Genomic DNA, 26,373 nt, shown 5'->3' on the forward strand with positions numbered 1-26,373 from the left:
CGATCGCAAGAAGTTTGAGCATTGATTCTCCTGCAATTCAAGTTCGATTCTCGACGCCAGCCGGCCAAGAATCTCGTTTGGCTATGGTAAAACAGCCATTGTTTTCCGTCATGGTCGTCAATATCCCTACTCAGGCTTACCAACTGTGGCTTACCAAGGAGGTTAGCAGGACCCTGATACCAGAAAGCTCAGTCTTCCACCGACCTGATGCCGCTTGAGCGAAGGTCAAGTGAAGGAGCCACTAAAACCGATGAAAGACGCTACGATCAGATTTACTTTACGGCCGCTATCGCCACCGCATGACGCATCAACATGCGTCCGACTTCCTCAATGCGGCCCTCGAGCCGATGCGTCGGCCCGCCTACCGAAAACGCGTAGGATTCAGTCCCTAACTTGAATCCCACGGCAATGGCGGTAGTTTCCGACTGATGCTCGCCAATCACGACGTGATACCCCTGCTCCTCGCCATCTGCGATCATCTGCTGCAGGCGATCAACATCCGTGATGGTGCGTGCAGAAAAAGCCTGCAACTTCAGAAGGTTCACCACCCGGGACCGCTCTTCAATATCAAGTAACGCGAGCAATGCGCGTCCCGAAGCTGCGCTATGCATCGACTTGATTTGACCTGCATTCGCCGAAAAGCGTAACGTGCGGTCCGGCTCCACGACATCCAGATAAAGCACCTCGTGCTCCTCCATCTTGGCGAGAATCGCTGTCTCACCCGACTCCTCACTGATGCGGTGCAAAACATCTGACATTAGTGAAAGGATGGGATCGTGGCGCGTAATAGCTTCGCCTACGTCGCGCCAGCGCCGTGTGGGATAGTAGCCCTGTCGCCTGCCTAACCAATATACATAGCCTTGCTGTCGTAGCGTTTCCATCAGAGCATGGCCACTGGACTTCGGTATACCCAGTGCCGCACATACCCTCGCAAGCGAAGCCGGTTCAGGGGTTCGCGCAAAGAACTCCAGTACCTCTAATACGCGAATCGCGCTCTTGACTCCAGCCACACGTTCCGTCATGTCCTCAGATACTCCCATATCCTCCTCGAGCTTTTAAGATCGATTTGTTTTGCGTCTACATCATCAAAAGAATCTCAAGTTTAACGTGTCCGTGTGCATTGACTCGTGCATACAAAAGCTTGACGAATAAAATCCATCAAGCCTATACTATTCACAAGCAAGAACGAGCGTTCTCATATATGAACGAAAGGGGTTTACTCAAATTGTGTGGTTGATTATGACTGAGCACATTGCTCGAAGAGACCGGCCTCACATCGAAAGTTAAATACCCTCGTCTTGAAATAACCACTCCCACCTTTAAGCCTATATCCCAGCGTGCGCACAATGAACGCATAGCCGCACGTCGAAATTTCAACTGTATCAATGGAAACAAGTATGTCTAACGGACAACCGCGCCTCGAAGATGAAGTGCACAAGATTGCGCCGAAGCAACTTAACGGGGAGTCGCCTTGGCAACATGTAGTCTCCGAGGAGGAGATGATCATTTACCAAAGGGCTGGATTCGGCAATTCATTTAAAGGGGACATCCGTCCCGCTCTGCTGGTCATCGACGTCCAGTACCGATCGATGGGGCATGCCAATCTACCAATCCTTGAGTCTATTGAAACGGAATATCCGACCAGTTGTGGACAGTATGGATGGCGTGCTGTGCCGCACATTGCTCGCTTGATCCACGCATTTCGCGAGCGCCAACTGCCGGTCTTATTCCCCCATGTCGCATTCAAAGAGAATCACGATGGGCAACGATTTGCTGATAAGGTGCCCGCTGCCATGTCGATCTCGCGCCAGGGGTACGAAATGATTAAAGAATGCGCTCCTCTTGAAGGAGATATTCTGGTGCCCAAGCACCATGCAAGTGCATTCTTCGGCACACCTCTGGTCAGCTATCTCACAACGAAGAATATCAATTGCGTAGTGATCACGGGTACTACAACCAGCGGCTGCGTTCGTGCTTCAGCGGTAGATGCGTCGTCCTATGGCTATCGCGTCATAGTGCCACACGACGCTGTGTACGACAGATCGCAGACCTCACACGCAGTGAACTTATTTGACATGAACAGTAAGTACGCCGACGTAATGTCGACGGATGATGCGCTCAAGTTAGCGCCGCTGGCTTCAATACAGCCAATTGAATAGCATTCCCTTGAAAAATTTACTCATAACGCTGAGTAGCTCAGGGAGCAGTAATTGTCTTTCTCACTAATATCGAACTCAAAAAGAATGGAAGGTAAGGAGTAAACATGAACTATCAAGACAATCCGAAGAAAACAGGTTTCAAGCGAATATTGGCTGGCATTTTAATGGCGACCGCCTTGATGGGCGCCGCGTCCGCGAGTGCGGATTGGCCAACCAAGCCGATTCAACTAGTCGTCGTATTTCCCCCGGGTGGCTCAGCTGATCAGATGGGTCGCATCCTTGCTCCTCACATCTCCAAGCACTTAGGTCAGAACGTGATCGTGGAAAATCGGGGTGGTGCAGGCGGCATGATCGGCACAGCGGCTGTGGCCAAAGGCAACGACCATATGTTCGGGGTTATTTTTGACACTCACGCGACGAATGCGCAACTCTATAAAGACAATATTTCATTCGACTCGATGAACGACGTCAACTTCGTGACGCTGTTCGGTACAGCACCGCTGGCGATCTTCGCTGGCAAAAAGTCCGAACACAAGCGAGCTAACAGCCTGTTCAAAGCCTCAAAAGAAGGCAAGCAGCTAAGTTACGGCTCCGTGGGGACAGGCGGGCTAGGCCACTTGGCGATGGTCAGCCTCGCTAATCAGGGCAACTTCGCATGGGAGCATATCGCGTATCGCGGCGGCGGCCCACTGCATATGGATGTAGCAGCCAACCACGTGGATGTCGGCATTAGCTCACTTCTGGCTATTAAAGGGCTCGTCGACGGAGGCTCCTTGGTCCCGCTTGCAGTAACCACAGACGTGCGCTCATCAGTCTTTCCTGACGTACCCACAGTTGCTGAACTGGGCTATGAAGGATTTAACGCACCCACGTGGTGGGGTATGGTAAGTCCTGGCGCCACTAACCAAAAGATCGTCGACAGAATGTATGAGGCAACGCGCTATGCGCTGCAGCAGCCAGATGTGATTGATCACCTTACACGCCAAGGTGTCACGATAGCTGGCAGCACGCCCGGTGAGTTCAAAGCGTTCGTACAAGACCAGATGACTCAATGGGGCAAGGTTATCCAGGAAAACAAGGTCGCCGCGGGCGATTAAGTGCCGGGAGGATGTGGCGTCGTAAAGGGTAGTTGCCGAGCAATACGAACCGGCATGGCGATTGAGCAAATGCGCTCGATGACTTCGGGTGACGCGGCGCTACGGGCTTCGGCTTCGGTGCCGTTCAAAACCCGAGACACGGTCGAAACGTGGATGCCGAGTTGTTCAGCGAGCGAACGCAGTGTTGTACGACCGCGACTTGGGTTTATTCAGTGGGATGTGTGCTTTTAGGTGGGCGGCGGGAAACCGTTACATGCCCAGCATGCTCTGGAACGACCCACTTTCAAGTACTATGGAAAAAATTGCGCGAGCACGGGTACGAGGGGTGAACAATGTCCCTATTCTGGCGAAGCTGGGCGCTGGTCGTCCTGCTGGTGGCTGTGGTGTTGGCGGCACTGGTCGTACTTTCCACCGTTCAGTTCAGTACGATCCTGTCGAGCCTCGTACAGGGACGGCTCGCTGTTCTTGTTCAGTCGGTGCAACTGTCATTTCGCTCCGCAACGAGCCTAGGGCTGCCACTTGCCAGCGTACGTAATGGGGCCGCCATTCTCGAGCGGTCAAGGCAGCGCGCTCCCCAAATCGACGCCATCCATGTTTTCGATCGGGATGGAAGAGTACTGCTTTCGACCGACACCATGCCTCCAGCCCGTATCGAGTCGGCAGCAATGCATGCCCATGCCTTGTCGGACGGCGAAATCTGGCGCGCTGAAACGAGCAACCAGCTCCTGAGCGGCATGCCCATTCTCGATGCCAAAAAACGTCGAGCCATCGGAGGAGTGGTCATTGTCTACCCCAAGGCCGGCCTCGAGACCCCGATCAAGGCAATGGGCGCCAGCCTTGCCCTTTACGCCGCGGCGATCACCTTGCTTATGGCTGGCCTGGCCGTCTTCATCCTACGCTACGGCCTGCGGCACCTGATCGCAGTATTCGCAGGCATCGAAGCGACCTTCACGGCGTTCGAGCAACACGAGTGGCGGCATGCGGCGGGGGGCACGAGCCCAGCGCCGCCGCCAGTCGTAGGGTTCGGGATCGACACCCGCACTTTGCTGAGCCTGTCTGAAGCCGCCGAAAAGCAGTACATCAGTGCCGGAATAGAACTCGCAGCCCTGGAGTCGTCTGGCAAGGCCGTCTGACCATGGCCGCCCCCATGTCTCCGGGAGGTTCAGCCGCGAGCCTGCTGATTCCGCTGGCTGCTTTTCTAATTATCGTTGCGGTGGCCGTACTGGGATACCTCGCAGTAATCTCATTCAATCAGGCCGTACAACCGGAACTCGACAACCGCTCGCGACTGATTGGCACTGGCGTTCGAGAAAATATCGAGCGCGCACTTGCCTTGGGGGTTCCGCTCAATCAGATGCCGGGCGCCGAAAATTATCTGCTGAGCGTCATGGACTCCTTTCCGGAGGTCGCGCGCATCACCATCCGAACCGCTGAAGGCATCCCTATTACCGAGGTCGAGCGGCGTTTGGATGGCGCCGTCGGGATCGTCCCTACAACGGCGCAAGTGGCCGCCGCCTTCGATGCGGCAAGCTTCGCCGCGGACGGCACCTTCCGCTTTGCCATTCTCTCTGGCAACTCCCTGGCGGGGGAAGTGCTCATCAACGTGGACCGCGCCTACGTCGAACAGCAGTTCGTCGACGTATTCCTCGACGTGCTGGTCGTCATCCTGGTGGTGTTACTGCTGTCGTTCGAAATCATGATCGCAGCGGTGGCGAAGTCGCTAAGCAAACCGCTCGACGGCCTGTATCAGATTCTGGAGCGTCAGGCGACTGGCGATTTCTCCCACCGGATAAGGCTTGGGACCCGGGGCGTCATCACGCAGGCGGCGACACGCTTTTCCGATCACGCCATAGATCTGCACAACCGCTACGCCGCGCTGCGCCTACGTGCCATGTCGAGCCTACACGAGAACTCGCAGCAAGATGATCGGCTCGCCGACATCGGCCGCCGATACCGGCTGACCGTCGCCCCGCCCCCCGTCGCAGAGCTGAGAGACGCCGTGGACATGAGACTGCCGCTCTTCCTGTTTGCGACCGGGGAGGAATTGAGCAAGTCCTTTCTGCCGCTGCTCGTGCGCTCCGCCGCAACGGATATAACCTGGCTTGACCAGGACGTCTTGATCAGCCTTCCGCTGATCGTCTATCTGCTCGCCCTCATCGTCCTTTCGCCTCTCGCCGGCGGGCTCGCTGAACGCCACACCGCCCGAAAGGTCTTCCTCGCGGCCCTGCTTCCGGTCGGCATCAGCCATATCGGGCTTAGCGTCAGCAGCAGCGTGGGCGAGTACGTCCTGTGGCGCGGTGTCGCTGGAGCAGGCTATGCGCTGGCCACCATCGCATGCCAGGAATACGCGCTCCGCACGAGCGCGGACGGCAGGCACTTCCGCGCCATGGGAGGATTTGTGGCGGTGGTAATCGGCGGTACGTTCTGCGGCACCGCGGTCGGAGGCGTGCTGGCGGAGCGGCTCGGCGCCAGCAACACCTTCCTTGTCGGCGCGGCGCTGGTTGCGGTCTCTGCCTTCGCCGCACTCAAAATGATGTCCGGCGATGACGCTCAACATCCGCCGCCCGACATGCCTGCCTTGGGTCGGCCCCGCTCCGCACTCACCAATCACCGCTTCCTCGGTCTTCTGGTGGGCATCGCCATTCCCGCCAATATCATGATGGCGGCCTTCATCTGGTATATCGTTCCGCTGGCCCTGTCGGATCTGGGTTCACGCCCCGCGGACATCGGACGGGTGCTGATGATCTACTACCTCATGACGATCCTCGCGGCGCCCGTGGCCGCTCGCATTGTCGACCGTTCCTCGGCCGCGTCGCTTTTGCTTGCCTGCGGTGGTGCCATATCGGGAATTGGGCTGATTTGCCTGACGCGCTGGTATGGCTTATGGCCGATTGTCGGCGCGGTCGCATTGGCGGGAATCGGGCACGCCATCATTCGTGCCACGCAGATCCCTCTGGCCATCAAGATCGCCACGAGGGGCAGGCGACGCACCACGTCAGCAAAAGCACTCGGCGCCCTGCGCATGTGGGAACGCGCGGGCAGCGCCATTGGCCTGGCGACCACGGGCGTCCTGGTCGGGCACTACGGCTATGGCGCGACCATCGGTCTGATTGGTTTCTTGACGGTGGCAGGCACCCTGGTATTCCTAGCGAGTGAATTCGTTGCAGCACGAGTTCCTGACGGATAGGGCGAACCCATGTCTCTTCTTAAAGCCCGCGTGACCATGATCTTGACGGCGCTCATGATCGCCCTCCCTGCAGCGGCGCGGACGCCGGGTAAGCCGCTCTCGATTTATATGGCGCTCTGGCGGGGGTGCGAGGCCGCCTGTCACGGGTTCAAGGACGCGATCGTGAAAAGTGGAATCCACGCCGTATTTGTCGAGCGTAACGCCAACTATGACCGATCCAAGCTGGCCGGCTTTGTGGAAGAGGCGCGCGCCATGCAACCGGATCTTGTAATTACCTGGGGAACGACCGTAACCCTGGGCATGGCGGGAACCCTGAAAGAAGCGAAAAATCCGCGTTACATCACGCAGCTTCCTCTGGTGTATATGATCGTCGCGGATGCAGTGAGCTCTGGCATTATCAAGAGCTTTGAGCAAACGGGGCGTACCAATATCACAGGTACCCACCACCGCGTGCCCGAAGAAATCAACCTGAACGCAATACGGACTTATTTCCCCGCCTTCCGCAAGCTCGGCATGCTTTACAGCAGCACCGAGACCAATTCGGTCGTGAAAGTCGAGGAAGTCCGCGCCTTGACCGGGCCAATGAATTTCGAACTTGTGGCCATCGAGTTCGACCTCGATGCGAACGGCCAGCCGAACGTCGCGTCTATCCCGGAGAAAATGCAGGCACTTCGAGAGAAAGGCGTTGACTTCGTTTATGTCGGTTCGAGTTCCTTCATTGAACGGAACGGCGCGACGTTCACGGCAGCGGCCCTGAAAGCGGGTCTGCCAGTGCTGAGTCCTTACGAAAACCTGGTCACAGAAGCCGACGGCTTGCTGGCAATTTCGGCACGCTATTACGCCGTCGGTGAACTGGCTGCCCGCCAGGCGCGACGCATACTGGTCGACGAGGTCAACCCAGGTGAGTTGCCTGTCCTCGCCATGACGCAGTTTGCATTCGTCATCAATATGAAATCGGCGCGTCAACTCAAGCTGTTTCCCGCGCTCGAGCTGTTGCAGATCGCCGAGACGGTTAATTAACTGAGCGGCAACCGGGCTGGACTGCTGCAGCCTGTCCGACGGGCTCAGAGGCTTCACCGTTTTTACTCTAAAATCTAGTCTTCGTCATTGTGGCTGACGACCATCTCTCGTGACTCTACGGCGAGTCCGCTCGCGCATTGTCCAATTGCCCATAACGCTTAATGAGAGGTCCCTTGTTTCGCTGGTTTGAAGGTCTGCTCGACCCCTTCCCTTCCGAGGAAGCATCGCTACCTCATAAGGGTCTGGCTTCATTCCTATGGTCCTGCACGCGGGGCTCGCGCCGCTACATCGCTGTCCTGGCTCTGCTGAGTGCCAGCGTGTCGATTTATGAAGCGTGGCTGTTCGCTTTTCTGGGACAGGTGGTCGATTTACTCTCAACGTGGCAGCCGGGCCAGCCTGCATCGCCCCATGAACGCGGTGTACTGTGGGGTATCGGTATTGTGGTGGGCGCTAGCGTCATGCTGGTGGCGCTGCGCACCATGGTGCAACACCAGGCGGTGGCCATTAACTTGCCGCTCAAGCTTCGCTGGGATTTTCATCGCCTCATGCTGCGGCAAAGTCTCGCCTTTTTCGCGGATGAGTTCGCCGGGCGAGTCACCGCCAAAGTCATGCAGACGGCGCTGGCCGTGCGCGAGGTAATTCTTACCTTCTGCGAGGTGGTGATCGGCGTCGGCGTGTACTTTATCACCATCGTTGCACTGGCCGGCGGATTCGACATCCGGCTGATTCTGCCCTTTATTGCCTGGGTGGTGTTATATGGCGTGGCGATGCTTTATTTCGTGCCTCGTCTGGGCAAAGTGGGCCAAGAGCAAGCCCATGCGCGTTCGTCGATGACGGGGCGCATCACCGACGCCTATGCCAACATCACGACCATAAAGCTGTTCTCACACACCAAGCGCGAGGCCCAGTTTGCCCGCGACGCGATGGAGGACTTCAAGTCCACGGGCTATCGCCAGATGCGACTGGTAAGCCAATTTGAAGTCGTTAATCAAGCACTGGTGGCGGGGCTGATCCTGGCCGCGGGAGGCTATGCCCTTTGGCTTTGGCATGGTAGCCAGGTCAGCACCGGCGCGGTCGCCGCGGTGACTGCCATGGCCTTGCGCGTCAACGGCATGTCGCACTGGATCATGTGGGAAATGACAACGCTATTCGAGAACATCGGCACAGTGCAGGACGGAATCGGTACTTTTACTCGTGCCGCTAAAGTCCAGGATGCACCGGACGCTCAAGCCCTTAAGGTTACCCGCGGCAAAGTCGAATTTGACCACGTCTGCTTTAACTACAACGATGAACGTAGGGTGCTCAATAACCTTACGCTGACGATCCGGCCTGGCGAGAAGGTTGGCCTAGTCGGCCGTTCCGGTGCGGGCAAATCTACGCTGATCAACTTGCTATTACGCTTCTACGATGTCGACAACGGACAGATACGCGTTGATGGACAGGACATCGCGCACGTAACGCAAGACAGCCTGCGCAGCATGATAGGCATGGTCACGCAAGACACCTCATTGCTGCATCGTTCGATTCGCGACAACATTGGCTATGGGCGCCCGGACGCCAGTGATGCCGAAATTCGCGCCGCAGCCGTTCGCGCCCACGCTCACGATTTCGTAAAAGAGTTAAGTGCCCAGCACGGGAACACGGGGTACGGCACGCAGGTAGGAGAACGGGGCGTGAAGCTTTCAGGCGGCCAACGTCAACGCATCGCCATTGCGCGCGTCATGCTGAAGAATGCGCCCATCCTGTTGTTGGACGAGGCCACCAGCGCGCTGGATTCGGAAGTCGAAGCGGCCATACAGGAAAGCCTTGATGAGATGATGGAAGGCAAGACCGTCATCGCCATCGCTCACCGCCTTTCGACTATTGCGGCGATGGATCGGCTCATTGTCATGGACCAGGGTCGCATCATCGAAGAAGGCACCCATGCCCAGCTTTTGAAAACGAACGGGGTTTACGCCAAGCTCTGGCGTCATCAAAGCGGTGGGTTCTTGGCCCCAGAAGCCGAAGAAATTTATTAGCGGCGGCGGGCCGAAAAGGTCGTCGCAGAAGTCTGACGTGACCTAGCCAGCCTTCTGGTCGCGATGCTGCTCATAGCAGCATGTCGCTAAGCGCCGAGGGCCCATTGATAACCTACAGCCCCCGATTTGATCAGTATTTTTTTTCTTCGCGCCGCGCGATTACATGTATCCTCAGCCTTGAACTCTGCGCCTCTGTAGGGCATTCGGGCATCTGCAGAACGCATCAAACCTCACCACGACATACGGAGTTATCAGTGGCTTTTTTCCTGGATTCAATAGATCACTGCAGAAGTCATAAACCGGACGACGAAGGGCAAGCCACCCTTCGCAGCCGGACACAGGCCCTGCGCAAGCGCAACGACACGGTCAACGCCTTCGTCCATATCGGCGACGAGCCCGCACACAATGCGATCACCGCAACGAATCCCGCAGCGTTGTTAGCGGGCGTACCGATTGCAGTCAAAGATTTGATCGACGTAGCGGGCATGCCGACGCGACTGGGCAGCCAGGCAGTGTCACACGCGCCTGAAGAACATGCCGCCGTCATTGACGCCCTGGTCAGCGAAGGTGCGATCATTGCCGGAAAAAGCCACACGACCGAGTTCGCGATGAGCGGCTGGGGCGTCAGCCCATTGGGGCGCCCGCTCAACCCCATTGATGCCGATGATCTGTTTTTTTCCGGCGGCTCCAGCAATGGCTCGGCTTCTGCCGTTGCTGCCGGACTTGTACCGGCCGCCTTAGGCACGGACACCGGTGGATCCGTGCGGATTCCCTCTTCCTGGTGCGGTATCACTGGGTTGAAAGGCTCTCCCGGCTGGGTCAGTACCGTCGGCGTAGCGCCACTCAGCCAAAGTTTCGACGTCGTCGGCCCTATGGCACGCACGGCTTCCGAAGTGGGCCAGCTCTACCGGGCCATGCTGCCGGCCCTTCGGCGCACCGCATTTGAGACGGCGCTGGAAGTGGCCACCCAACAACCGCTGCCCACCCTGATGTTCCTCGATGATGCAAGCCTGGGCGTTGTAGATAGCAACACGCTTGCTGCCTACCGCGCGAGCCAGACCCAGTGTGCAGCCCAGGGCTTTCCGATAAAGATGACGACGATCCCTCGCAGCTTTGCAGAGATGGCTGGAGTCTGGGCCGGGATCTCGGCGGTCGAAGGCTATCTAAACAATAGAGAATTGGTAGACGACCCCGCGGCACCGCTTGACGATGGCGTTCGAACCAATTTTCTGCAGGGCAGCAAGACAGACTTGCATGGATACTGGTCGCTGCTTAATAAGGCACGACATATTCGGGAAGCAATGGATAACCTGCTGACGCCGAGCCAGGTACTGGTTGTGCCGACCACTGCGACGCCTGCCACCAGGCTGACCGAGTTCGATCCGCTACGTACACTGGGCATCTACACACGGTTCGTCAATCTGATCCAGGGTTGCGCTATCGCCATCCCCAATGGAATAAGCCACGACGCCAGGCCCACCTCGATGCAATTCGTAGGATCGTACGGGCAAGATGCAGTGATCCTGCATGCGGCGACTCATTGGCAGGCGCATACGGATTGGCACGCCAAGATACGCGACCTCCATGCGGAGCAAATGCAACGTCGCACGTCGTGACCGCCCTGCTCAATAAAACAAAAATAGCGCTCGCAAGTTGACGGCGAACGCCCGCTGACATGTGGCAACGACAAAAGGCCGGAACGATGTTCCGGCCTTTTTTGGTACTACAGCGCTACCACACGTGGATATATGCGCGCATCGATATCAGTGCCGCGGCGCCTGACCTAGCGGGTCGTGAAATCCGGGTCACTGACCAGAAAATCGGTTTGATGGGTTTTCTGAAAGTCGATGAAATCTGTCTGTTGAGGTTTGGCGCCGCCAGCCAAATGACCCTCGATTTCGCTTTGCGTGTCGCGGTCTGTGATAAAGGCCAGATCAATGTAATCGGCCCCAACCGGAAACCGGGCAAGCGAATGCCAGACGTTTTTCCATAACAACACACCGTGATTGCCTTCGATGTAGAACGCCTTGACATCTTGCGGCGTGATCGACTGATCTCCGCTGTCGAGCCCCACCACCATGATGTACGGCACCCCGCCCAAGGGAAAAAAGCACTGGGTCACCTGCAAGTGCCTTTCCATTACGGAAAAGTTACGCCCCTTGTCATGGTAGCGATTGAACATAATCTCGGGCGCCGATCCGGATTCGAAAGGCAAACGCCAGGACTCAACTGCGCCGGACGCCAGGCTTGCAGCCGTATTCTCTGGGCGCCGGACAATTCGCCCGTATGGCGCAAAAGACGCGTCGTCGGCCGTTTGGCAGGGCAGTACTATCTGTTTCGCACTGATTGCATCCATCTTAGTTATCTCCAGACAATTTACGAAAGTTAATTCTCATTTCAGCGTTCACAGCGGACCGTTAGGAGCACGATCAAGAAATTGAAGAAAATAATGAGGGAAGCCACACCACCATATCCGGCACAGCTAGCATGAGCACCAGCATCAGGAGTAGTACGCCGCAGAAAGGTAGGGCTCCGTAGACCACATCAATAAACTTGCCCTCCGCTCGTATGCTCTGAACCACGAATAGATTCATTCCGAATGGCGGCGTCAGCTGCCCCATTTCGCAAAGCAGAATCAGCATCACGCCGAACCAGATAGGATCGAAACCCAACGCCACCACAATCGGTACCGTTAGCGGTGCAGTGGTTACCAGCATGGCCAGTGTGTCCATGAAGCATCCGAGCAAGATATAGAAAATGATAAGCGCAATCATCGTTCCCATCGGAGACAGGTCTAATCCGACCACGAAGTCGACCAGAGCACTCGTGAGCCCGATCGACGAAAGCACAAAATTCAGGAAGAACGCAGACAGCGTGATCAGGATGATCATTCCTGTGGTGCGCATCGTTGACTCGAACGCGCGGCGCAACGTTGCCACGTTCAGCGCGCCCTTATACCAGGCCAGCAGCAACGCAGCGATCACACCCAATGCGGCCGATTCGCTGGCCGTTGCGATGCCGCCATAGATGACACCAATGACCAGAACAAAGATGCCCAAGGGAGGTAGCAGATGTGGGAAGCTTTCAATTCTGTCGCGCCAAGTCACCGTGACACGTTCGCCAGCCAGGTCGGGGCGCACAAGGCAGATACCGACGATCAGCAAGATGAACAGACTTGTCAGCACAAGCGCGGGCAATGTGGCGGCCAAGTACAGTTTCGGGACCGACACATTGGCGATCAGCGCGAAAATGATCATGTTGATCGATGGCGGAATCAGAATGCCCAAGGTGCCGCCGGCGGCAATCGAGCCAAGAAACAGCGGCGCGTTGTAGCCCGCTTTACGCTGCTCAGGCAGCGCAAGCGTGGAGATCGTGGCGGCGGTTGCAACACTGGACCCGCTGGTGGCAGAGAACAGCGCGGATGCGCCAATATTGGCGTTCATCAGCCCGCCGGGCATCCATGACACCCATTTGGACACCGCCCCATACATGCGTCCGGCCACACCAGAAGAAACCAGCAGTTCTCCCATCAGCACGTATAACGGAATAGCAACCAGCAGGAACTCTGCACTGGAGCCCCAGGCCAGCTCGCCGAGGGCATTGGATAGCGGTAGCGGCGAATACAGCTCCGCCAGGGCAAGTCCCAGAATGCCGACACTGGCCGCGGCGGTAACGCTTAAGGCAAGCAGCCCCAATAAGACAACTACAGTAAAAGACAACATAGATTATTTCTCCTGTGCGCCCGCGTATTGAGGACCCGCGAATGACAGATCATCGATCTGGACCTCCTCCTTGATTTCTTCTTCGACGGAATTGATACCGATCAATCCGCCAACATCCCGCGACCGGCGCATGATGACTAAGTAAAGCGCACAGGCCAATAACACAACGATGGTTATCAGGAAGAAAACGTAACCGGCGAACCACATCGACTGCGGAATCCACTGGGGAACCTGTAGCGGCGTGTTCGACACCGACTTGAAGGAAATGGAATCCGTAAGTACCTGCCACGCATGGTAGGTGAGCAAAGCGATGAACACGCCTAGGCACAAAAGCGCAAACAAATCCAGGGCCACGCGAACGCCGCGCGACATGTGCGTATAGAGGACGTCTACGCGAATATGCGAACGACGCAGAAGTGTGATCGGAAACGCCCACGCACTAATTATTGCAAGCACATAGCCGGCGATTTCGTCGGCGCCGCCCATCGACCAGCCCAGAAACTTGCGCATGGCCAAATCAATCACAATAAGCATGGACGCCAGGAGCAGAAAGATCCCACCCATCCATGTGCCGAAACTGGCGACCCTGCCCAATATGCTGATGGGCACCAACGTTTGAGATTTCATGGAAGTCCTCCTCCTAGTGTCCAGCTGTTCAGTGAATGCTCATGCCCGCTGCCTTGCCGGCAGTTTCATTCCACTGTTGGACGCAGTCTGCACCGCAGCGCTTGCCCCATTGCTTGGCGATATTTTGTGTAATGCCACGCAAGGTCTCCTGTTCTTTTGCGGTAGGAGCAGCAGCCTGCATGTTCGCTTTTCCATGGATCTGGCACTCGCCCTCGCCGGTATTGCATGCCAGCGCAAAGTCGTTCTCACGCTTTGTTTCGGTCCAGAGCCGGTCCTCGAGCAGCAGCGCCTGCTCTTCCAGCAACGCCTGCACCGATGGGTCCAGTTTCTGCCAGCGCTTCAGGCCGATTCCGTAAAATCCTACGGACCAGTCTATCGGCAGGTTGTACAGGTTATTGGCTACCTCATACCATTTGGCGGCGTTGCCTGATCCTATACCCGTTACAGCGCAATCGATCACGCCGGTTTGCAAGGCGGCCACGACTTCGGCAAAGGGCAAGGTAAGCGGGTTGCCGCCCAGCGCACTCACGTAGTCCGCCATGTTCCGGCCACGTGTACGAATCTTGCGTCCTTTCAGATCAGCGAGCTCCTTGACAGGTTCGCGGCAGAAAAAAACCTGTGCCGTGTACGAGACCGTTGCCAGCATTTTGATCCCATGACGCTCACGCATACGTTGGTCCAGCACCGGGCGATAAGCCTGGGCAACCTTGCGTGCACTGTCTATGTCGGGCGCCATCCCCGGTAAATCCACGCCCTCGAACATGGCGTCGTCGCCGCTCACATAGGCAAATACCCCCATGCCAACGTCCAACGCACCGGCGCGCATCAATCGCACCACTTCCGGTCCCTTAAGCCCGCTTTCTGACAACCCGGCGAGATCCGCCGTGACACGGCCACCCGAAGCCTCGGACAGCGTTTTTTCCCAGAAGGGCTTTTCGACAGCCCCGAATGTGTAGTTGTGGCTGCCGCCGCCGACCACCTTCAACTGCGTCCTAGGCAACTCTGTCGCCGCAGCGCTCATGCTCGCCGCCGCCATGACTACCGCCGCTATTGTTTTTTTCATAATCCTCTCTCCTCACCAATGGGCAAAAAACGAACACCAACTCAAAGCACTCCAAACGTCCTAACGTGACCTTCATGCATAAACTTGTTTTTCACGCGGTTCTGGCGGCAATGTTCCGCTCTATCACCGCGCGGGATCCGACGATGTCGGGAAACTTTTCGCCGGCGCGCAACCGGGCCAGCGTATGCTTTTCCTGTTCTTGAAAGGCAATGGCTTGCTCGGCCGCGGCACGCAGATGTTCCCGTGGAAGCACCAAAATGCCGTTCTCATCCGCCAGCACCGCATCGCCCGGATGCACCGCCACCCCGCCGCAACTGATGGGGCCGCAAAACTCGCCATCCAACCCCAGCACCCGAGTCGTGACGATCGAGGGACCGCGCGACCACACAGGAACACCGTGTTCACGCAACTCCCCCAAATCGGTAACAAGGCCATCCACGACCAGTCCCGCAACACCCGCCTGGCGGGCAGCGTAAGCCATGGCGCCACCGAAGGCCGCCGTCACTGCCTCGCCGCAACGATCAATCACGAGAATGTCGCCGGGGCGCACACAGCCCATCGCGTAATGCAGAATGCCGCCGTCAGTACCTGGCATGCGGACGGTCACTGCGGTCCCTGCGATCCGCAGGTCGCGGGCATGGGCCTTTATTCCGGCATCCATAAAGCCAATCGTGCGGAAATGGCCAACCGTCGCGGGCTCGGCACGCTGCAGCAGCGCGAGGTCGGACGCAGGAATAGAATCGGGCAGCGTATGAATCAGATACATGCGGAACGTGTCACTATAATGAAAACAATAATAAAAACAGGGCACCAGCAATTCGAGGGCAGCGTATCATGCGGCCCTCGACCCGGGATAATCAATAATCCCCGTTCACTTGAAAGATTTTCCTTATCATGCGGATTACCCTAAGTCAGCTAGAAGCCTTTTATTGGGCGGCACATCTGGGCAGTATTCATGCGGCCGCTCGGCACTTGCATCTTTCGCAGCCAGCAGTATCCGCACGCATACGAGAGTTGGAAGGCACGCTAGAAGCGAAGCTATTCGAACGATCCCGCCAGCGAGTAAGCCTGACCGAAACCGGTATGTCGGCGCTGCGCTATGCAGATCAGGCGCTGCAAAGCAGCCGTCAGCTAGAGCATTTTCGTAAAAATCGCGGCCCCTCAGGCAAGCTGCGCCTTGGTGCGGATGAATGCTCGGCAACGGTGGGTCTGACGGCAGTCATTGCTCAGATCAAACAGCATTTCCCTTCCCTTGAATTGGAAATAACCGTCGACGTTGGCTCGGTGCTGAATCAGAAACTCAATGCGAAAGAGCTTGATATGGCGCTGCTGACCAATCCTTCGACGGGGCCGGAGGTCACCGACAGCTTTATTGGATGGATGCCCTTCGCCTGGGTCGCGTCACCATCAACGCCGATACACGGCAGCCCATTTCGTCCGAAGGATGCGGGCGGGATGAATATCGCCACGCACTCGGCTCCGTCCACGCTCCACGCCGTGGTCGCAAGCTGGCTTAGCACGGGCGGAGCAATAGCGCAGTCGCTCAGCACAAGCAATTCGCTTGCACTCATCGCAAAATTGGTCGCAGCAGGCCATGCCATCGCCATACTGCCTGTCCCGCTGCTGCAGGAGATGTTGGCAACCGGCGTTGTGCGGACACTGGTGTCCACGCCGCGTATTGAGCCGGCGGGTTTCTTTATTTCCTACATGACCGCGGCACAGAGCTCGAGTATCGACGCAATTGTCGAGCTAGCACGGGACACCTTGCTTCGCCTGAATTTTTTGACTCCCGATCGCGCAGCTAATCTTTCGGCTTTAGATCGAGGCGACCGCGCACTGGCCCGCGCGGCGGACTAAGTCATAGGTGAAGTCCGCTTTCGCTGTCCTGGCGCGTTGCCACTGCTTGCGACTGGCGCAAGCGCTCTCGGCTGTTCGTTAAATGTGTGCGCATGGCCGCGCGGGCGGCGTCTGGATCTTTACGCACGATAGCGCTATAGATGTCTTCGTGCTCGAGGTGGATCCGACTTAGATAATTATGGGGGTCGTCCTCGGCTAATGCCGCGGAGTCGATGCGCGTGCGCGGGATGATGGCACTACCGAGCTGCTCGAGAATATCGTGGAAATAGCGATTCCCCGTCGCTGTCGCCACCATTAAGTGGAAAGCCAGGTCGGATACGGCTGCATTGCCGGTTTTATTCTGCACATGCCGTGCAAACTCGTTCAAAATGCCCCGCAAGCGCTGAATATGATCTTCTGTGCGCCGCAAGGCAGCCAGCCCCGCCGCCTCGGTCTCCAGACTGATGCGCAGCTCGAGGATCGCCATCACGTCCAGCATCGTCAGGATGCTTTCGTTGTGGATGCGAAGTTGCCGCTCAGTTTTCGGCTCTCGCAGGAACGTTCCTATTCCGTGACGCGTCTCGACCAATCCGGCCGCCTGCAGGCGCGACATCGCTTCGCGGATTACCGTCCGGCTGACCCCGAAAGACTCCATGAATTTAGATTCGGTAGGCAGCTTTTCCCCGGCGTGATATTCACCACGCCGGATCCGTTCGGACAGGGCCGCCACCACGTTCTGGGTCAGGTTGCGCGAGCGGGGATCAGGACTAAGCGGCATGTGTCGAAGGCGTTAATGAGGTTACTGTTCATGATACCTCAGGCTTCCTGCCCAACCTCAAAATTGGCCATGAGTTCGAGCGCGCGCACCATGCCCGAGTGATCCCAGCCACTTCCGCCATGCGCGGCGCACATATTGAACAGCTCTTGGCATGTCGCGGTATTGGGCAACGCCAGTCCCAGCGCTTTGCCGGCCGACAGCGCAAGATTAAGGTCTTTCTGATGTAGCTCAATGCGGAAGCCCGGATCGAACGTACGCTTGATCATCCGTTCGCCATGCACTTCGAGGATCTTCGACGAGGCGAAACCACCCATGAGGGCTTGGCGCACACGCGCCGGATCAGCACCCGCCCGCGAGGCGAACAGCAATGCTTCTCCCACGGCCTCAATGGTGAGCGCGACAATGATTTGGTTGGCGACCTTCGCGGTTTGCCCATCACCGTTGCCACCCACCAGCGTGATGTTGGTGCCCATCGCGGCAAAGAACGGCCGAACCTTCTCGAAGGTCGCTTCAGCGCCGCCCACCATAATGGATAGCGCCGCATTTCGAGCTCCAACCTCGCCCCCGGACACGGGCGCGTCCAGATACTCACAGTCGAGCGCATTAATTCTGGAGGCGAACGCCTTGGTCTCGATGGGCGAAATGGAACTCATATCGACCACGATCTTGCCTGCTGAGAGTCCCTCGGCAATGCCTTCGGGATCGAAGAGCACGCTTGCTACATGGGGAGTGTCTGGCACCATCGTGAAGATTATGTCCGCGCCTTGTGCGACCTCTTTACCGGATTTGCACGCTTTACCACCTGCCTCGACCAGACTGGATGGGATGCTTGAGCGGCTGAACAGCAACACCTCGTGCCCCGCCTTGATCAGATTCAGGGCCATAGGCGCCCCCATGATGCCCAGCCCTACGAAACCTAACTTGCTCATTACTTCTCCCCAATAGATTCGTTGTTTGACGGAAATTTGTCCCTTAGAGCCTGGGTTGCAGTGCGAAAGGCACCAAGATCACTACCCACGGCGACAAAGGTCGCGCCCATTTCGATATAGCGGCAGGCGTCGGCCTCCACTGGAGCAAGAATCCCGCTGGGCTTGCCGGCCGCTTTGGCTCGGGCGAAAACATGGGCAATGGCAGCCTGTACCTTAGGCTGCGACGCATCGCCCAAATGACCCAGGCCCGCCGCCAGATCGGACGGACCGATGAAAAGACAATCCACACCGTCCACCGCGGCAATCGCATCAATATTGTCGACCGCGAGCTGCGTCTCGATTTGAACGCTGACGGAGATGTTGTCGTTGATCACCTTTTGGTAGTCTTTTACTGTGCCATATCGGTTACTACGATGCGCCACCGATACGCCGCGCACGCCGCTGCCCGGATAGCGCGTCGCGGCCACCGCCCGGCGCGCATCGTCTGCAGTTTCCACGAAAGGCACCAGAAAATTATAGAAGCCGATGTCAAGCAGGCGCTTGATCAGCACGGTGTCATTGCTGGCCGGACGCACGACGGGTGCGCTGACGCTATCCTTGAGCGCCATCAACTGCGGAATGAACGCCAGCACATCGTTGGGCGCATGTTCGCCGTCCAGCAAGATCCAGTCGAAACCGGCTACGCCGAGGACTTCTGCGGTAATGGGACTGCCCAATGCAGACCAGCACCCGATCAAGCGTTTGCCGGCACGGAGGTCGAGCCGGAATTGGTTCGGAAAAGCCGAATAAGGAGTGTTATTCAAAAATTGGTCCCCAACAGCCCGCCAGCTAGTAAAGCGAGACATAGTTATGTTGTGTGACAAGACACCAAGCTCGATTTACTTTACCGAGCATGGCGTAATGCCTGTGATATGACAAGGTATCTATCTAATCTTTGGCTTATAAACATAGAGTTATACAAGTTGTGTGTCATCGTACGACTAGAAAATTATAATGCAATTGCATATAAATTCAAGCGTGCAACGATTCGCTGCATGACGCCACCGTTCACCTTTCGCAAAACAGGATAGACGCCAGGACCCGGGCTGTATCATAGAGACATCGCGCACGCGCTAATTCATTGGGATTTGTGACTATGAAAGCTTACGAATTACACGCCACCAAAGACGGCCTCTCACTCGCACTGAACGACAAGCGCGCCACGCCTGAACCGGGGCACGGCGAAGTGCTGATACGTGTCCATGCCGTATCCCTGAATTACCGGGATCTACTGATCGAGGATGGCATGTACGGTAGCGGGACCAAAGCCAATGTGATTCCTTTGTCCGATGGCGCCGGCGAAATCAGTGCGGTGGGTCCAGGGGTCACAGCCCTGCAGGTCGGCGATCGGGTCACCGGCGCATTTTTTCCAAACTGGACATCCGGCGACGTCACCGAAGCGGGAGTCACGCCATCCCTTGGTGGACCGGTTGATGGCATGCTGTCGGAATACGTGGTGTTGCCGGAGCGGGCTGCATTGAAGTTTGCCCAACACCTCAGCTACGAAGAGGCCGCCACGCTGCCATGCGCCGCCCTTACTGCCTGGCATGCCCTGGTGGATCTGGGCAGAATCAACGCCGGACAGACCGTACTGCTGCAGGGCACGGGGGGTGTCTCGATATTCGCGTTGCAATTCGCCCATGCCATGGGAGCCATGGTCATTCAGACCTCCAGTAGCGACGAGAAACTCGAACGCGTGCGCCAAATGGGTGCACACCACACCATCAACTATCGCGACACGCCAGAATGGTCGCAAGAAGTACGGCGCCTTACGGACGGTCGCGGGGTCGACCTGATTGTCGAAGTTGGCGGCGCCGGGACGCTCGAGCAGTCCTTGCAGGCCGTGCGCGTCGGCGGGACCGTCGCCACAATTGGCCTGGTTTCAGGAGTCGGGCACATCAACCCCTTGCCCTTGATCACGCGGGCGATACGCTTAAATGGTGTCTACGTCGGCAGCCATGCCATGTTTGCCGCCATGAACAACGCCATCTCGACTCATCAGCTTAAACCCATCATCGACCGGACGTTCAGTTTTGAGCAGGCGGTCGACGCTTACGCCTGGCTGCGTAGCGGCTCCCATTTCGGAAAGGTGGTCATTACCGTAAATAACTGACTTCTAATGTAGAGCCCAATCGATTATCGGAGAAGACTGTCGGTATCGCCGATACCTTCGAGGGGTTCTTCAATACCTAGTGCACCTCTACCCAGAATGGCGTCGTCATTCGCGATATTGCCCTTTCCGGATTCCGTGAAGGGGAGCGCCGGGTTTATTGAGGGCGGCTTGGTCCATGCCTTGTCAGGCGTGATGGGATGGATGTCGCCCGAAACGGGTGGCGCCAAACTCGGAACACGACGGTTGGGAACGGCGGGGTCAAAATGGGAGAAAAAGTTTCCTGTGTGAGCCTGCGGGTTTACTAAGCTATGCGGCATAGCAAAAGGCGACAAGCCGTGAATTGGGTGCACCCCGTGGATTCTGTCAACCCCATGAATTCGATGAACCCCGTGAATTCCGTGAACTTCATGAATCCCATGAACCTCATGAATCCCATGGACTCCGTGGAACCCATGGACTCCTTGAAACCCATGGACTCCTTGAAATCCATGAACTCCTTGAGCCGACACGAAAGCTGGTCCCCAGAACGCACTCGCTGCAAGAATCGTCAACCAAGACTGTAGCTTCATGATTCCTCCCGGGCGTGAGCCATACGTGAAAATACTTAGAAGATACGAGGGTTTACGACCATCCTTGAACTTAGCTTACGTCTCGCCGTCAGCGTAGTGCAACCTGTATTACAGCCGCTAACACAGGAGCGATACGGCATAGACTCAGGTGGCTAATGTGCTTGCCAAAGTTCAGTCCTTAAGGTGCGAGCACACATCGCCGCTCAGCAAACATCCTGCAGAATGAACTGGCTCAGCATGCGTTCTTGGTGGGTCGATCGAAATTAAACATCCCGCCGTGAAGTGCTAGGCTATAGCCGCGCAATCGGGATCCCACTTAGCCAGTGACTATTCCGGTTAAGCATTCGGGCCTCAAAACAGCTGCCGGCTGCACCTCAACGACGACTCAACCGGTCGTAGGCCGCTGAAGCGGCCAGCGCCAGCAGCACCGGCATGAGCCATCCCAGGCCGAGATTGGTGCCGGGAATATCGGAAACGGCTTGGGGCACCAGATAAGCAAAGCCCGCGGCCGTCAACCCATCCATGATGCCAAATAGGGTGGCCACGATCAGGGTGGGAATGAACACCCGCGATGGCCGGCACCACAGCCTGAACGCCAGGCTGAGCGCGACGAGCGTGATGGCCACCGGATAGATCGCGGACAACACGGGTATCGACACAGCGATGAGCTGTTCCAACCCTTGATAGGCAATGACCGTGCTGAGCAGGCTGATGACGATAACCACACTACGGTAGGACATCGGCAAGAGTGTGCTGAAGTAGTCGCCGCAGGCAGCCACCAGGCCGACTGCTGTGGTCACGCAGGCCAGGGTAATAACGACGGCCAGCAACACGTTACCCATGGGTCCGAAGACATGGCCGACAAAAGCGGTAAGAATGGGCGCGCCGGTCATCGCGTCAGGGGCTAGCCCGCCACTGCCGGCACCCAGAAAAATCAGCGCCAGGTAAACCAACGCCAGCCCCACGGCAGCGACGATGCCAGCGACGATGGCGTACCGCGTCACTAGATGCGCATCTGAAATACCACGGCTGCGGATCGCATTGATGATGACGATGCCGAAGACCATTGCGCCAAGGGCGTCCATCGTGTGGTAGCCCTGAATAAAGCCTTGCGAAAGAGGTGCATCGACATACAGGCCGGTAGGCTGGCCGATGACGCCCGCGGGCACGATAATGGCCGCGGCGCCCAGCACGATCAGGGCGACGATGAGCACGGGGGTAATGACTTTGCCAATGGTATCGAGCAGCCTCCCCGGGAACAGGGCAAGCAGCATCACCGTCCCAAAATAGACAATGGTATATATGGCTCGTGCCGTGCCACCTGCGCCAATGAATGGCGAAAAACCCACTTCGAAGGAAACCATAGCGGTACGCGGCGTGGCAAACAGGGGCCCGATGGTCAGATACACCAGCACTCCTAACAAGATACCCGCCGCTTTACCGATGGGCGCGGTCAATGCTCTCATGCCGCCCCCCACGCGGGCAAGCGCCACGACCGTCAATAACGGCAAGCCGACACCCGTCAGGAGAAAGCCTAGCGCGGAATACCACAGCTGATTGCCGGATAACTGGCCCACCATAGGAGGAAAGATGATGTTGCCCGCACCTAAAAAAAGCGCGAATGTCATGAAACCCAAGGCGATCAAGTCTCGGATTTTGAGAGTGCTGATCATAAGAAGCCGATAGGTAGACGGTTAGAAAGCTTAGGCTATACAGCTGTAATCATAAAGGAAATACCGTCTACACCCGCAGCGCAGCAGCGTTTACTCTCCGCCCGCCAAGACTTGATAATAGTTAATTAAGAATATTATTCTCTTCGTGACTGACACTTTGAGAGACCGCAACCATGATTAGCGCAGATGTGGGCAAAGAGCTCGAAAATTTTGTAAACCGCCTCGTCGAGACCGGACGATACGGTTCCAAAAGTGAGGTGCTGCGTGAGGGCGTGCGGCTCATTCAAGACCGCGAAGCTCGACTTGCCGCATTCGATGCATCGATCGCACGAGGGCTGACCGATGCTGATGCTGGACGCATCAAGCCCGCTGACGAAGTCTTTGAGCGTCTGGAGGCCAAATACGCGGCAATGGCTAGCAAGAAGGGATGATCGTCCAAGGACCATGATCTTGAGCAGTGCGATCGAAAGCATCAAACGAAGTCTGCTTTATATTCCCATATTCGGCATGACCGCACTCAACAGGGTTATGCACCTGCGCTCTGTTCTTATGTACTTGCAGAAACCGCCTTCTAGCATCCAGAACTCATGCCGTTCCAATTGTTCGCTAATGCCAGGTTCTGCAGTCTTTGCAAAAACGACCTGTAGAACAATAGTAGCCAAACTGAAAGAACTGGGAGTGCCAGTGCCAACACAAAGCTGATTCGCAACACAGTCGAGTATGCACCAAACCGCCTTACCCCTAGGCTGGAGTAAAGCTGTTTGGCGCACGGCCACTTTCATAACTTTGGTGCGCATTCCCTAGAGAGGGGGCGCGACTCCAAAAGCTTAGAAATAGAGCCTCAGTTGATCTCCAGCTTCGCTTCCTTCACTAAGCTGGCCCACTTCTTTGTCTCCGCCTCAACGAAACGAGCGAATTCATCGGGCGTCCCCGGAGCAGGATCCGCGCCCTGGGAGATCAGTTTTTCTCGCACTGCGGGTTCGTTTAACACCTGTTGTAGAACGTCGTTGAGACGCTTCACGATTTTCTCGTCCATGCCAGCCGGACCTATGAGACCGTACCACGTCGACATATCGTAGCCTGGCACACCGGCTTCCGCCAGCGTTGCAATATCTGACGCTGCGCCTGACCGTTCCTTGGTGGTAACGCCAAACGCTTTCAGGTCTCCACGCTTAACATGCGGCAAAGCGCTAGGCAGATTTGGAAACATCACTTGGGTGGTGCCAGCAAGCAGATCTGGCATCGCTGTGCCTGTTCCCTTGTACGGTACATGAGTCAGATCCGTGCCCGACAATTGCTTAAAAAGTTCGGCGGACAGATGCACTGACGTCCCAATGCCTGAGGAGGCAACGTTTAGCTGGCCGGGGTTTGCCCGCGCGAATTCAATCAGCTCCTTGACATTATTGAAGGGCGAATTTTTGGGCACCACCATCATGTTTGGAGCAGTCAAGATGCGTCCGATTGACGTAAAGTCTTTAACCGGGTCGTACTTCACATTCCGATACATCGCAAGATTAACGGCATGCCCGATCGAGGTTACGAACAACGTGGAACCATCTGGAGCGGCGCGCGCGACGTATGCTGTGGCAATGTTCCCATTCGCCCCGGCCTTATTCTCGACGACGATACTCTGGCCCAATACCTTCCCCATCGCCTCGGCTAGGATGCGCGCAGTCGAGTCCGCTGTTCCGCCGGGCGAGAAGCCCACCACCATAGTAATTGGCCCCGACGGGTACGCGGCTTGCGCCACACCGCTCATAGCTAACAGTGAAACTGCAACGAGCATGCTCTTAATTTTCATGTGTTACTCCTCCTGGATTGTTAATCTCGAAATAGACTCAAGCTCTTGATGCGAGAGCCCGAAAACTTTGTCCACAACCTTGAAACCATTTTTTGAGACTTCAAGCGTCGCTAAATCTGTGTAGACCCTCGTTACTACCTTTGCTGCTGTTAAGGGGTAAGAACATGACTGGACCAGCTTGGACTCACCGTCCTTAGTCAGATGCTCCATCATGATGAACACCTGCTTCGCTCCGACGGCGAGGTCCATAGCGCCCCCCACGGCGGGAATCGCAGTCTTGTCCATCGTGCGCCAATTCGCCAGGTCGCCCTGCTCTGAGACTTGAAACGCGCCCAGAATGCAGATATCAATATGGCCACCCCTTATCATCGAGAAGGAGTCCGCGTGATGGAACAACGCAGCCCCGTTTCTTAACTTAATCGACTGCTTGCCAGCATTGACGTAGTCGGGGTCCGCATCGGGCCCAGTCGCAACGGCGCCCATGCCAAGAACGCCGTTCTCACTATGGAGAATGATGTCCTTGCCGGCCGGAAGATGGTTCGACACAAGCATGGGTCGGCCAATCCCGAGATTGACGTAAGCACCGTCGTGGATGTCCTCCACTACGCGCCTGGCGATCTCATCGGGCGTCCTTGGCGTATAAGTCGGTTTCGGTTTCATTAGTGTTTCCATGGAGTTAACACAACGCGATTGACATAGATCCCAGCTGTCACGACATGCTCCGGATTAATATCCCCAAGAGGCACGATGTGATTTACTTGGGCGATAGTGCACCTAGCTGCAGTCGCCATGACCGGACCAAAATTCCGTGCAGTGCCACGATAGGTAAGGTTGCCCCAACGGTCCCCTGTATTCGCTTTAATCAGCGCGAAATCGGCCACTAGCGCGTGCTCAAGCACTTGTTCTATACCGCCGATGGAACGCACTTCTTTTCCCACGGCGAGCTCGGTTCCCACTCCGGTAGGAGTAAAAAAAGCACCTATTCCTGCCCCACCGGCTCGGATTCGTTCCGCCAGCGTGCCTTGCGGGACCAGCTCCAGCTCAATCCCGCCCTTGCGGTACTGCTGGTCGAAATCATCGGATCCCGGCTGACGCGGAAATGAACAGATAACCTTTCGTACCCGGTCTTGCTTCACAAGCTTGGCGATGCCTATGCCCTTGCTACCGGCGTTGTTGCTAATGATCGTCAAGTTACGTGCTCCGCTGGCGAGCACTGCGTCCACAAGCTCAAAGGGCAGCCCCGCGCCGCCAAAGCCTGAAATCATAAGCGTGGAGCCATCTGTCACATCGGCCACTGCTTCTTCCAGCGATGCTATGGTTTTATCCATTGTTTCCTTCCTTGTTGTCTGCCGGTCGAAACACCGGGATTGCTGCGCTTTCGCCTTTCGGGTGCCGGAAGGTAACAACGACGCGCATGCCAATATAAATTCGGGTGGGATCGCAATCTACGATGTTGGTAAGCACGCTTGGGCCTTCATCCAGGGTCACGAATGCGACGATGTAAGGTTTGACTGCCCGCCTCATGACGCTGTAGGAATAGATTGCGCCTGTTCCCGAAGCCTCTTTCCAAATGGTGTTGTCCCTTAAGCAAAAGGGGCACCGTGGGCGCGGGTACCAATGCGACTTATCGCATGACGTGCAGTGCTTGATGACCAGCCGCTTCTCGCAAGCTTTCGTCCAGAATTGCTCGGAGTCCTCATCAACAATAGGCGCGGAATAGTCCTTTTCCCATGAACTCATCT

General features: G+C 56.7%; 25 protein-coding genes and 1 pseudogene. 11 read left to right on the forward strand and 15 right to left on the reverse strand.

What is annotated here, in order from left to right; all coding sequences use genetic code 11:
• The coding region (locus EKL30_RS19215) for a hypothetical protein (RefSeq protein WP_233583090.1) at window positions 1–218 on the forward strand (218 nt) is incomplete at its 5' end.
• 54 nt (window positions 219–272) lie between these two features.
• Here the strand turns inward: EKL30_RS19215 and EKL30_RS12875 are convergent.
• On the reverse strand, window positions 273–1,040 hold the full coding sequence (locus EKL30_RS12875) for an IclR family transcriptional regulator (protein ID WP_126707646.1): 768 nt from the start codon (window positions 1,038–1,040) through the stop codon (window positions 273–275).
• A gap of 357 nt (window positions 1,041–1,397) precedes the next feature.
• Here EKL30_RS12875 and EKL30_RS12880 point away from each other — a divergent pair, with 357 nt between their 5' ends.
• From EKL30_RS12880 to EKL30_RS12915, 7 genes are all read left to right on the forward strand, one after another.
• A complete protein-coding gene (locus EKL30_RS12880) occupies window positions 1,398–2,159 on the forward strand; it encodes an isochorismatase family protein (RefSeq protein ID WP_126707647.1) in 762 nt (253 codons plus the stop codon).
• 104 nt (window positions 2,160–2,263) lie between these two features.
• Window positions 2,264–3,256 (forward strand): tripartite tricarboxylate transporter substrate binding protein, encoded by a 993-nt coding sequence (locus EKL30_RS12885; protein WP_126707648.1) that lies wholly within the window; start codon window positions 2,264–2,266, stop codon window positions 3,254–3,256.
• Window positions 3,257–3,588: 332 nt separating this feature from the next.
• The gene (locus EKL30_RS12895; protein ID WP_126707649.1) at window positions 3,589–4,389 is read left to right on the forward strand and encodes a hypothetical protein; all 801 of its coding nucleotides are present in this window, start codon (window positions 3,589–3,591) and stop codon (window positions 4,387–4,389) included.
• 2 nt (window positions 4,390–4,391) lie between these two features.
• Complete coding sequence (locus EKL30_RS12900) at window positions 4,392–6,443, forward strand: MFS transporter (protein WP_126707650.1); 2,052 nt, start codon at window positions 4,392–4,394, stop codon at window positions 6,441–6,443.
• 9 nt (window positions 6,444–6,452) lie between these two features.
• Window positions 6,453–7,463, forward strand: coding sequence for an ABC transporter substrate-binding protein (locus EKL30_RS12905; RefSeq protein WP_126707651.1), 1,011 nt, complete (start codon window positions 6,453–6,455; stop codon window positions 7,461–7,463).
• Between the two features lie 173 nt (window positions 7,464–7,636).
• Window positions 7,637–9,481: an ABC transporter ATP-binding protein gene (locus tag EKL30_RS12910; RefSeq protein ID WP_126707652.1), complete on the forward strand. Its 1,845-nt coding sequence runs from the start codon at window positions 7,637–7,639 to the stop codon at window positions 9,479–9,481.
• Between the two features lie 254 nt (window positions 9,482–9,735).
• Complete coding sequence (locus tag EKL30_RS12915) at window positions 9,736–11,097, forward strand: amidase (protein ID WP_158618416.1); 1,362 nt, start codon at window positions 9,736–9,738, stop codon at window positions 11,095–11,097.
• Between the two features lie 167 nt (window positions 11,098–11,264).
• On the opposite strand, the gene EKL30_RS12920 is transcribed toward EKL30_RS12915, so the two are convergent.
• The 5 genes from EKL30_RS12920 to EKL30_RS12940 all read right to left on the reverse strand — a co-directional run bounded on the left by EKL30_RS12920 (window position 11,265) and on the right by EKL30_RS12940 (window position 15,659).
• On the reverse strand, window positions 11,265–11,837 hold the full coding sequence (locus EKL30_RS12920; protein ID WP_126707654.1) for an ureidoglycolate lyase: 573 nt from the start codon (window positions 11,835–11,837) through the stop codon (window positions 11,265–11,267).
• Window positions 11,838–11,910: 73 nt separating this feature from the next.
• Window positions 11,911–13,203: a TRAP transporter large permease gene (locus EKL30_RS12925; RefSeq protein WP_126707655.1), complete on the reverse strand. Its 1,293-nt coding sequence runs from the start codon at window positions 13,201–13,203 to the stop codon at window positions 11,911–11,913.
• Window positions 13,204–13,206: 3 nt separating this feature from the next.
• Complete coding sequence (locus EKL30_RS12930; RefSeq protein ID WP_126707656.1) at window positions 13,207–13,830, reverse strand: TRAP transporter small permease subunit; 624 nt, start codon at window positions 13,828–13,830, stop codon at window positions 13,207–13,209.
• 28 nt (window positions 13,831–13,858) lie between these two features.
• The gene (locus EKL30_RS12935) at window positions 13,859–14,893 is read right to left on the reverse strand and encodes a TRAP transporter substrate-binding protein (protein ID WP_126707657.1); all 1,035 of its coding nucleotides are present in this window, start codon (window positions 14,891–14,893) and stop codon (window positions 13,859–13,861) included.
• Between the two features lie 91 nt (window positions 14,894–14,984).
• Window positions 14,985–15,659: an RraA family protein gene (locus EKL30_RS12940; RefSeq protein ID WP_126707658.1), complete on the reverse strand. Its 675-nt coding sequence runs from the start codon at window positions 15,657–15,659 to the stop codon at window positions 14,985–14,987.
• A 128-nt stretch (window positions 15,660–15,787) separates the two neighbouring features.
• Here EKL30_RS12940 and EKL30_RS12945 point away from each other — a divergent pair, with 128 nt between their 5' ends.
• The gene (locus EKL30_RS12945) at window positions 15,788–16,750 is read left to right on the forward strand and encodes a LysR family transcriptional regulator (protein WP_126707659.1); all 963 of its coding nucleotides are present in this window, start codon (window positions 15,788–15,790) and stop codon (window positions 16,748–16,750) included.
• A gap of 1 nt (window position 16,751) precedes the next feature.
• On the opposite strand, the gene EKL30_RS12950 is transcribed toward EKL30_RS12945, so the two are convergent.
• The 3 genes from EKL30_RS12950 to garL are packed head-to-tail and all read right to left on the reverse strand — an operon-like array spanning window position 16,752 to window position 19,239.
• Window positions 16,752–17,507, reverse strand: coding sequence for a FadR/GntR family transcriptional regulator (locus EKL30_RS12950; protein WP_126707660.1), 756 nt, complete (start codon window positions 17,505–17,507; stop codon window positions 16,752–16,754).
• Between the two features lie 38 nt (window positions 17,508–17,545).
• The gene (gene glxR, locus EKL30_RS12955; RefSeq protein ID WP_126707661.1) at window positions 17,546–18,436 is read right to left on the reverse strand and encodes a 2-hydroxy-3-oxopropionate reductase; all 891 of its coding nucleotides are present in this window, start codon (window positions 18,434–18,436) and stop codon (window positions 17,546–17,548) included.
• On the reverse strand, window positions 18,436–19,239 hold the full coding sequence (gene garL, locus EKL30_RS12960) for a 2-dehydro-3-deoxyglucarate aldolase (RefSeq protein ID WP_233583094.1): 804 nt from the start codon (window positions 19,237–19,239) through the stop codon (window positions 18,436–18,438). Before garL ends, glxR begins: the two co-directional genes overlap by 1 nt.
• Before the next feature lie 332 nt (window positions 19,240–19,571).
• Here garL and EKL30_RS12965 point away from each other — a divergent pair, with 332 nt between their 5' ends.
• Entirely contained in the window at window positions 19,572–20,588 is a 1,017-nt protein-coding gene (locus EKL30_RS12965) for an NAD(P)-dependent alcohol dehydrogenase (protein WP_126707663.1), read from the forward strand.
• A gap of 329 nt (window positions 20,589–20,917) precedes the next feature.
• Here EKL30_RS12965 and EKL30_RS19485 read toward each other — a convergent pair.
• Window positions 20,918–21,097, reverse strand: a pseudogene (locus tag EKL30_RS19485) (hypothetical protein); the annotation flags it as partial.
• 434 nt (window positions 21,098–21,531) lie between these two features.
• Window positions 21,532–22,830 carry a branched-chain amino acid transport system II carrier protein gene (brnQ, locus tag EKL30_RS12975; protein ID WP_199748571.1) on the reverse strand — a complete coding sequence of 433 codons (1,299 nt, stop codon included), beginning with the start codon at window positions 22,828–22,830 and terminating at the stop codon, window positions 21,532–21,534.
• A gap of 173 nt (window positions 22,831–23,003) precedes the next feature.
• Between brnQ and EKL30_RS12980 the strand changes: the two genes are divergently transcribed.
• On the forward strand, window positions 23,004–23,261 hold the full coding sequence (locus EKL30_RS12980; RefSeq protein ID WP_126707665.1) for a type II toxin-antitoxin system ParD family antitoxin: 258 nt from the start codon (window positions 23,004–23,006) through the stop codon (window positions 23,259–23,261).
• A gap of 410 nt (window positions 23,262–23,671) precedes the next feature.
• On the opposite strand, the gene EKL30_RS12985 is transcribed toward EKL30_RS12980, so the two are convergent.
• Genes EKL30_RS12985 through EKL30_RS13000 form a run of 4 tightly spaced genes read right to left on the reverse strand, consistent with a single transcriptional unit; the run spans window position 23,672 to window position 26,371 of the window.
• Complete coding sequence (locus tag EKL30_RS12985; RefSeq protein ID WP_126707666.1) at window positions 23,672–24,631, reverse strand: tripartite tricarboxylate transporter substrate binding protein; 960 nt, start codon at window positions 24,629–24,631, stop codon at window positions 23,672–23,674.
• A gap of 3 nt (window positions 24,632–24,634) precedes the next feature.
• Window positions 24,635–25,291, reverse strand: coding sequence for a 3-oxoacid CoA-transferase subunit B (locus EKL30_RS12990; protein WP_126707667.1), 657 nt, complete (start codon window positions 25,289–25,291; stop codon window positions 24,635–24,637).
• Window positions 25,291–25,959, reverse strand: coding sequence for a 3-oxoacid CoA-transferase subunit A (locus EKL30_RS12995; protein ID WP_126707668.1), 669 nt, complete (start codon window positions 25,957–25,959; stop codon window positions 25,291–25,293). Before EKL30_RS12995 ends, EKL30_RS12990 begins: the two co-directional genes overlap by 1 nt.
• On the reverse strand, window positions 25,952–26,371 hold the full coding sequence (locus EKL30_RS13000) for a Zn-ribbon domain-containing OB-fold protein (protein ID WP_126707669.1): 420 nt from the start codon (window positions 26,369–26,371) through the stop codon (window positions 25,952–25,954). Before EKL30_RS13000 ends, EKL30_RS12995 begins: the two co-directional genes overlap by 8 nt.
• Window positions 26,372–26,373: the final 2 nt, after the last annotated feature.

Source organism: Candidimonas sp. SYP-B2681 (assembly GCF_003971065.1).
Lineage (GTDB): Bacteria > Pseudomonadota > Gammaproteobacteria > Burkholderiales > Burkholderiaceae_B > Pollutimonas.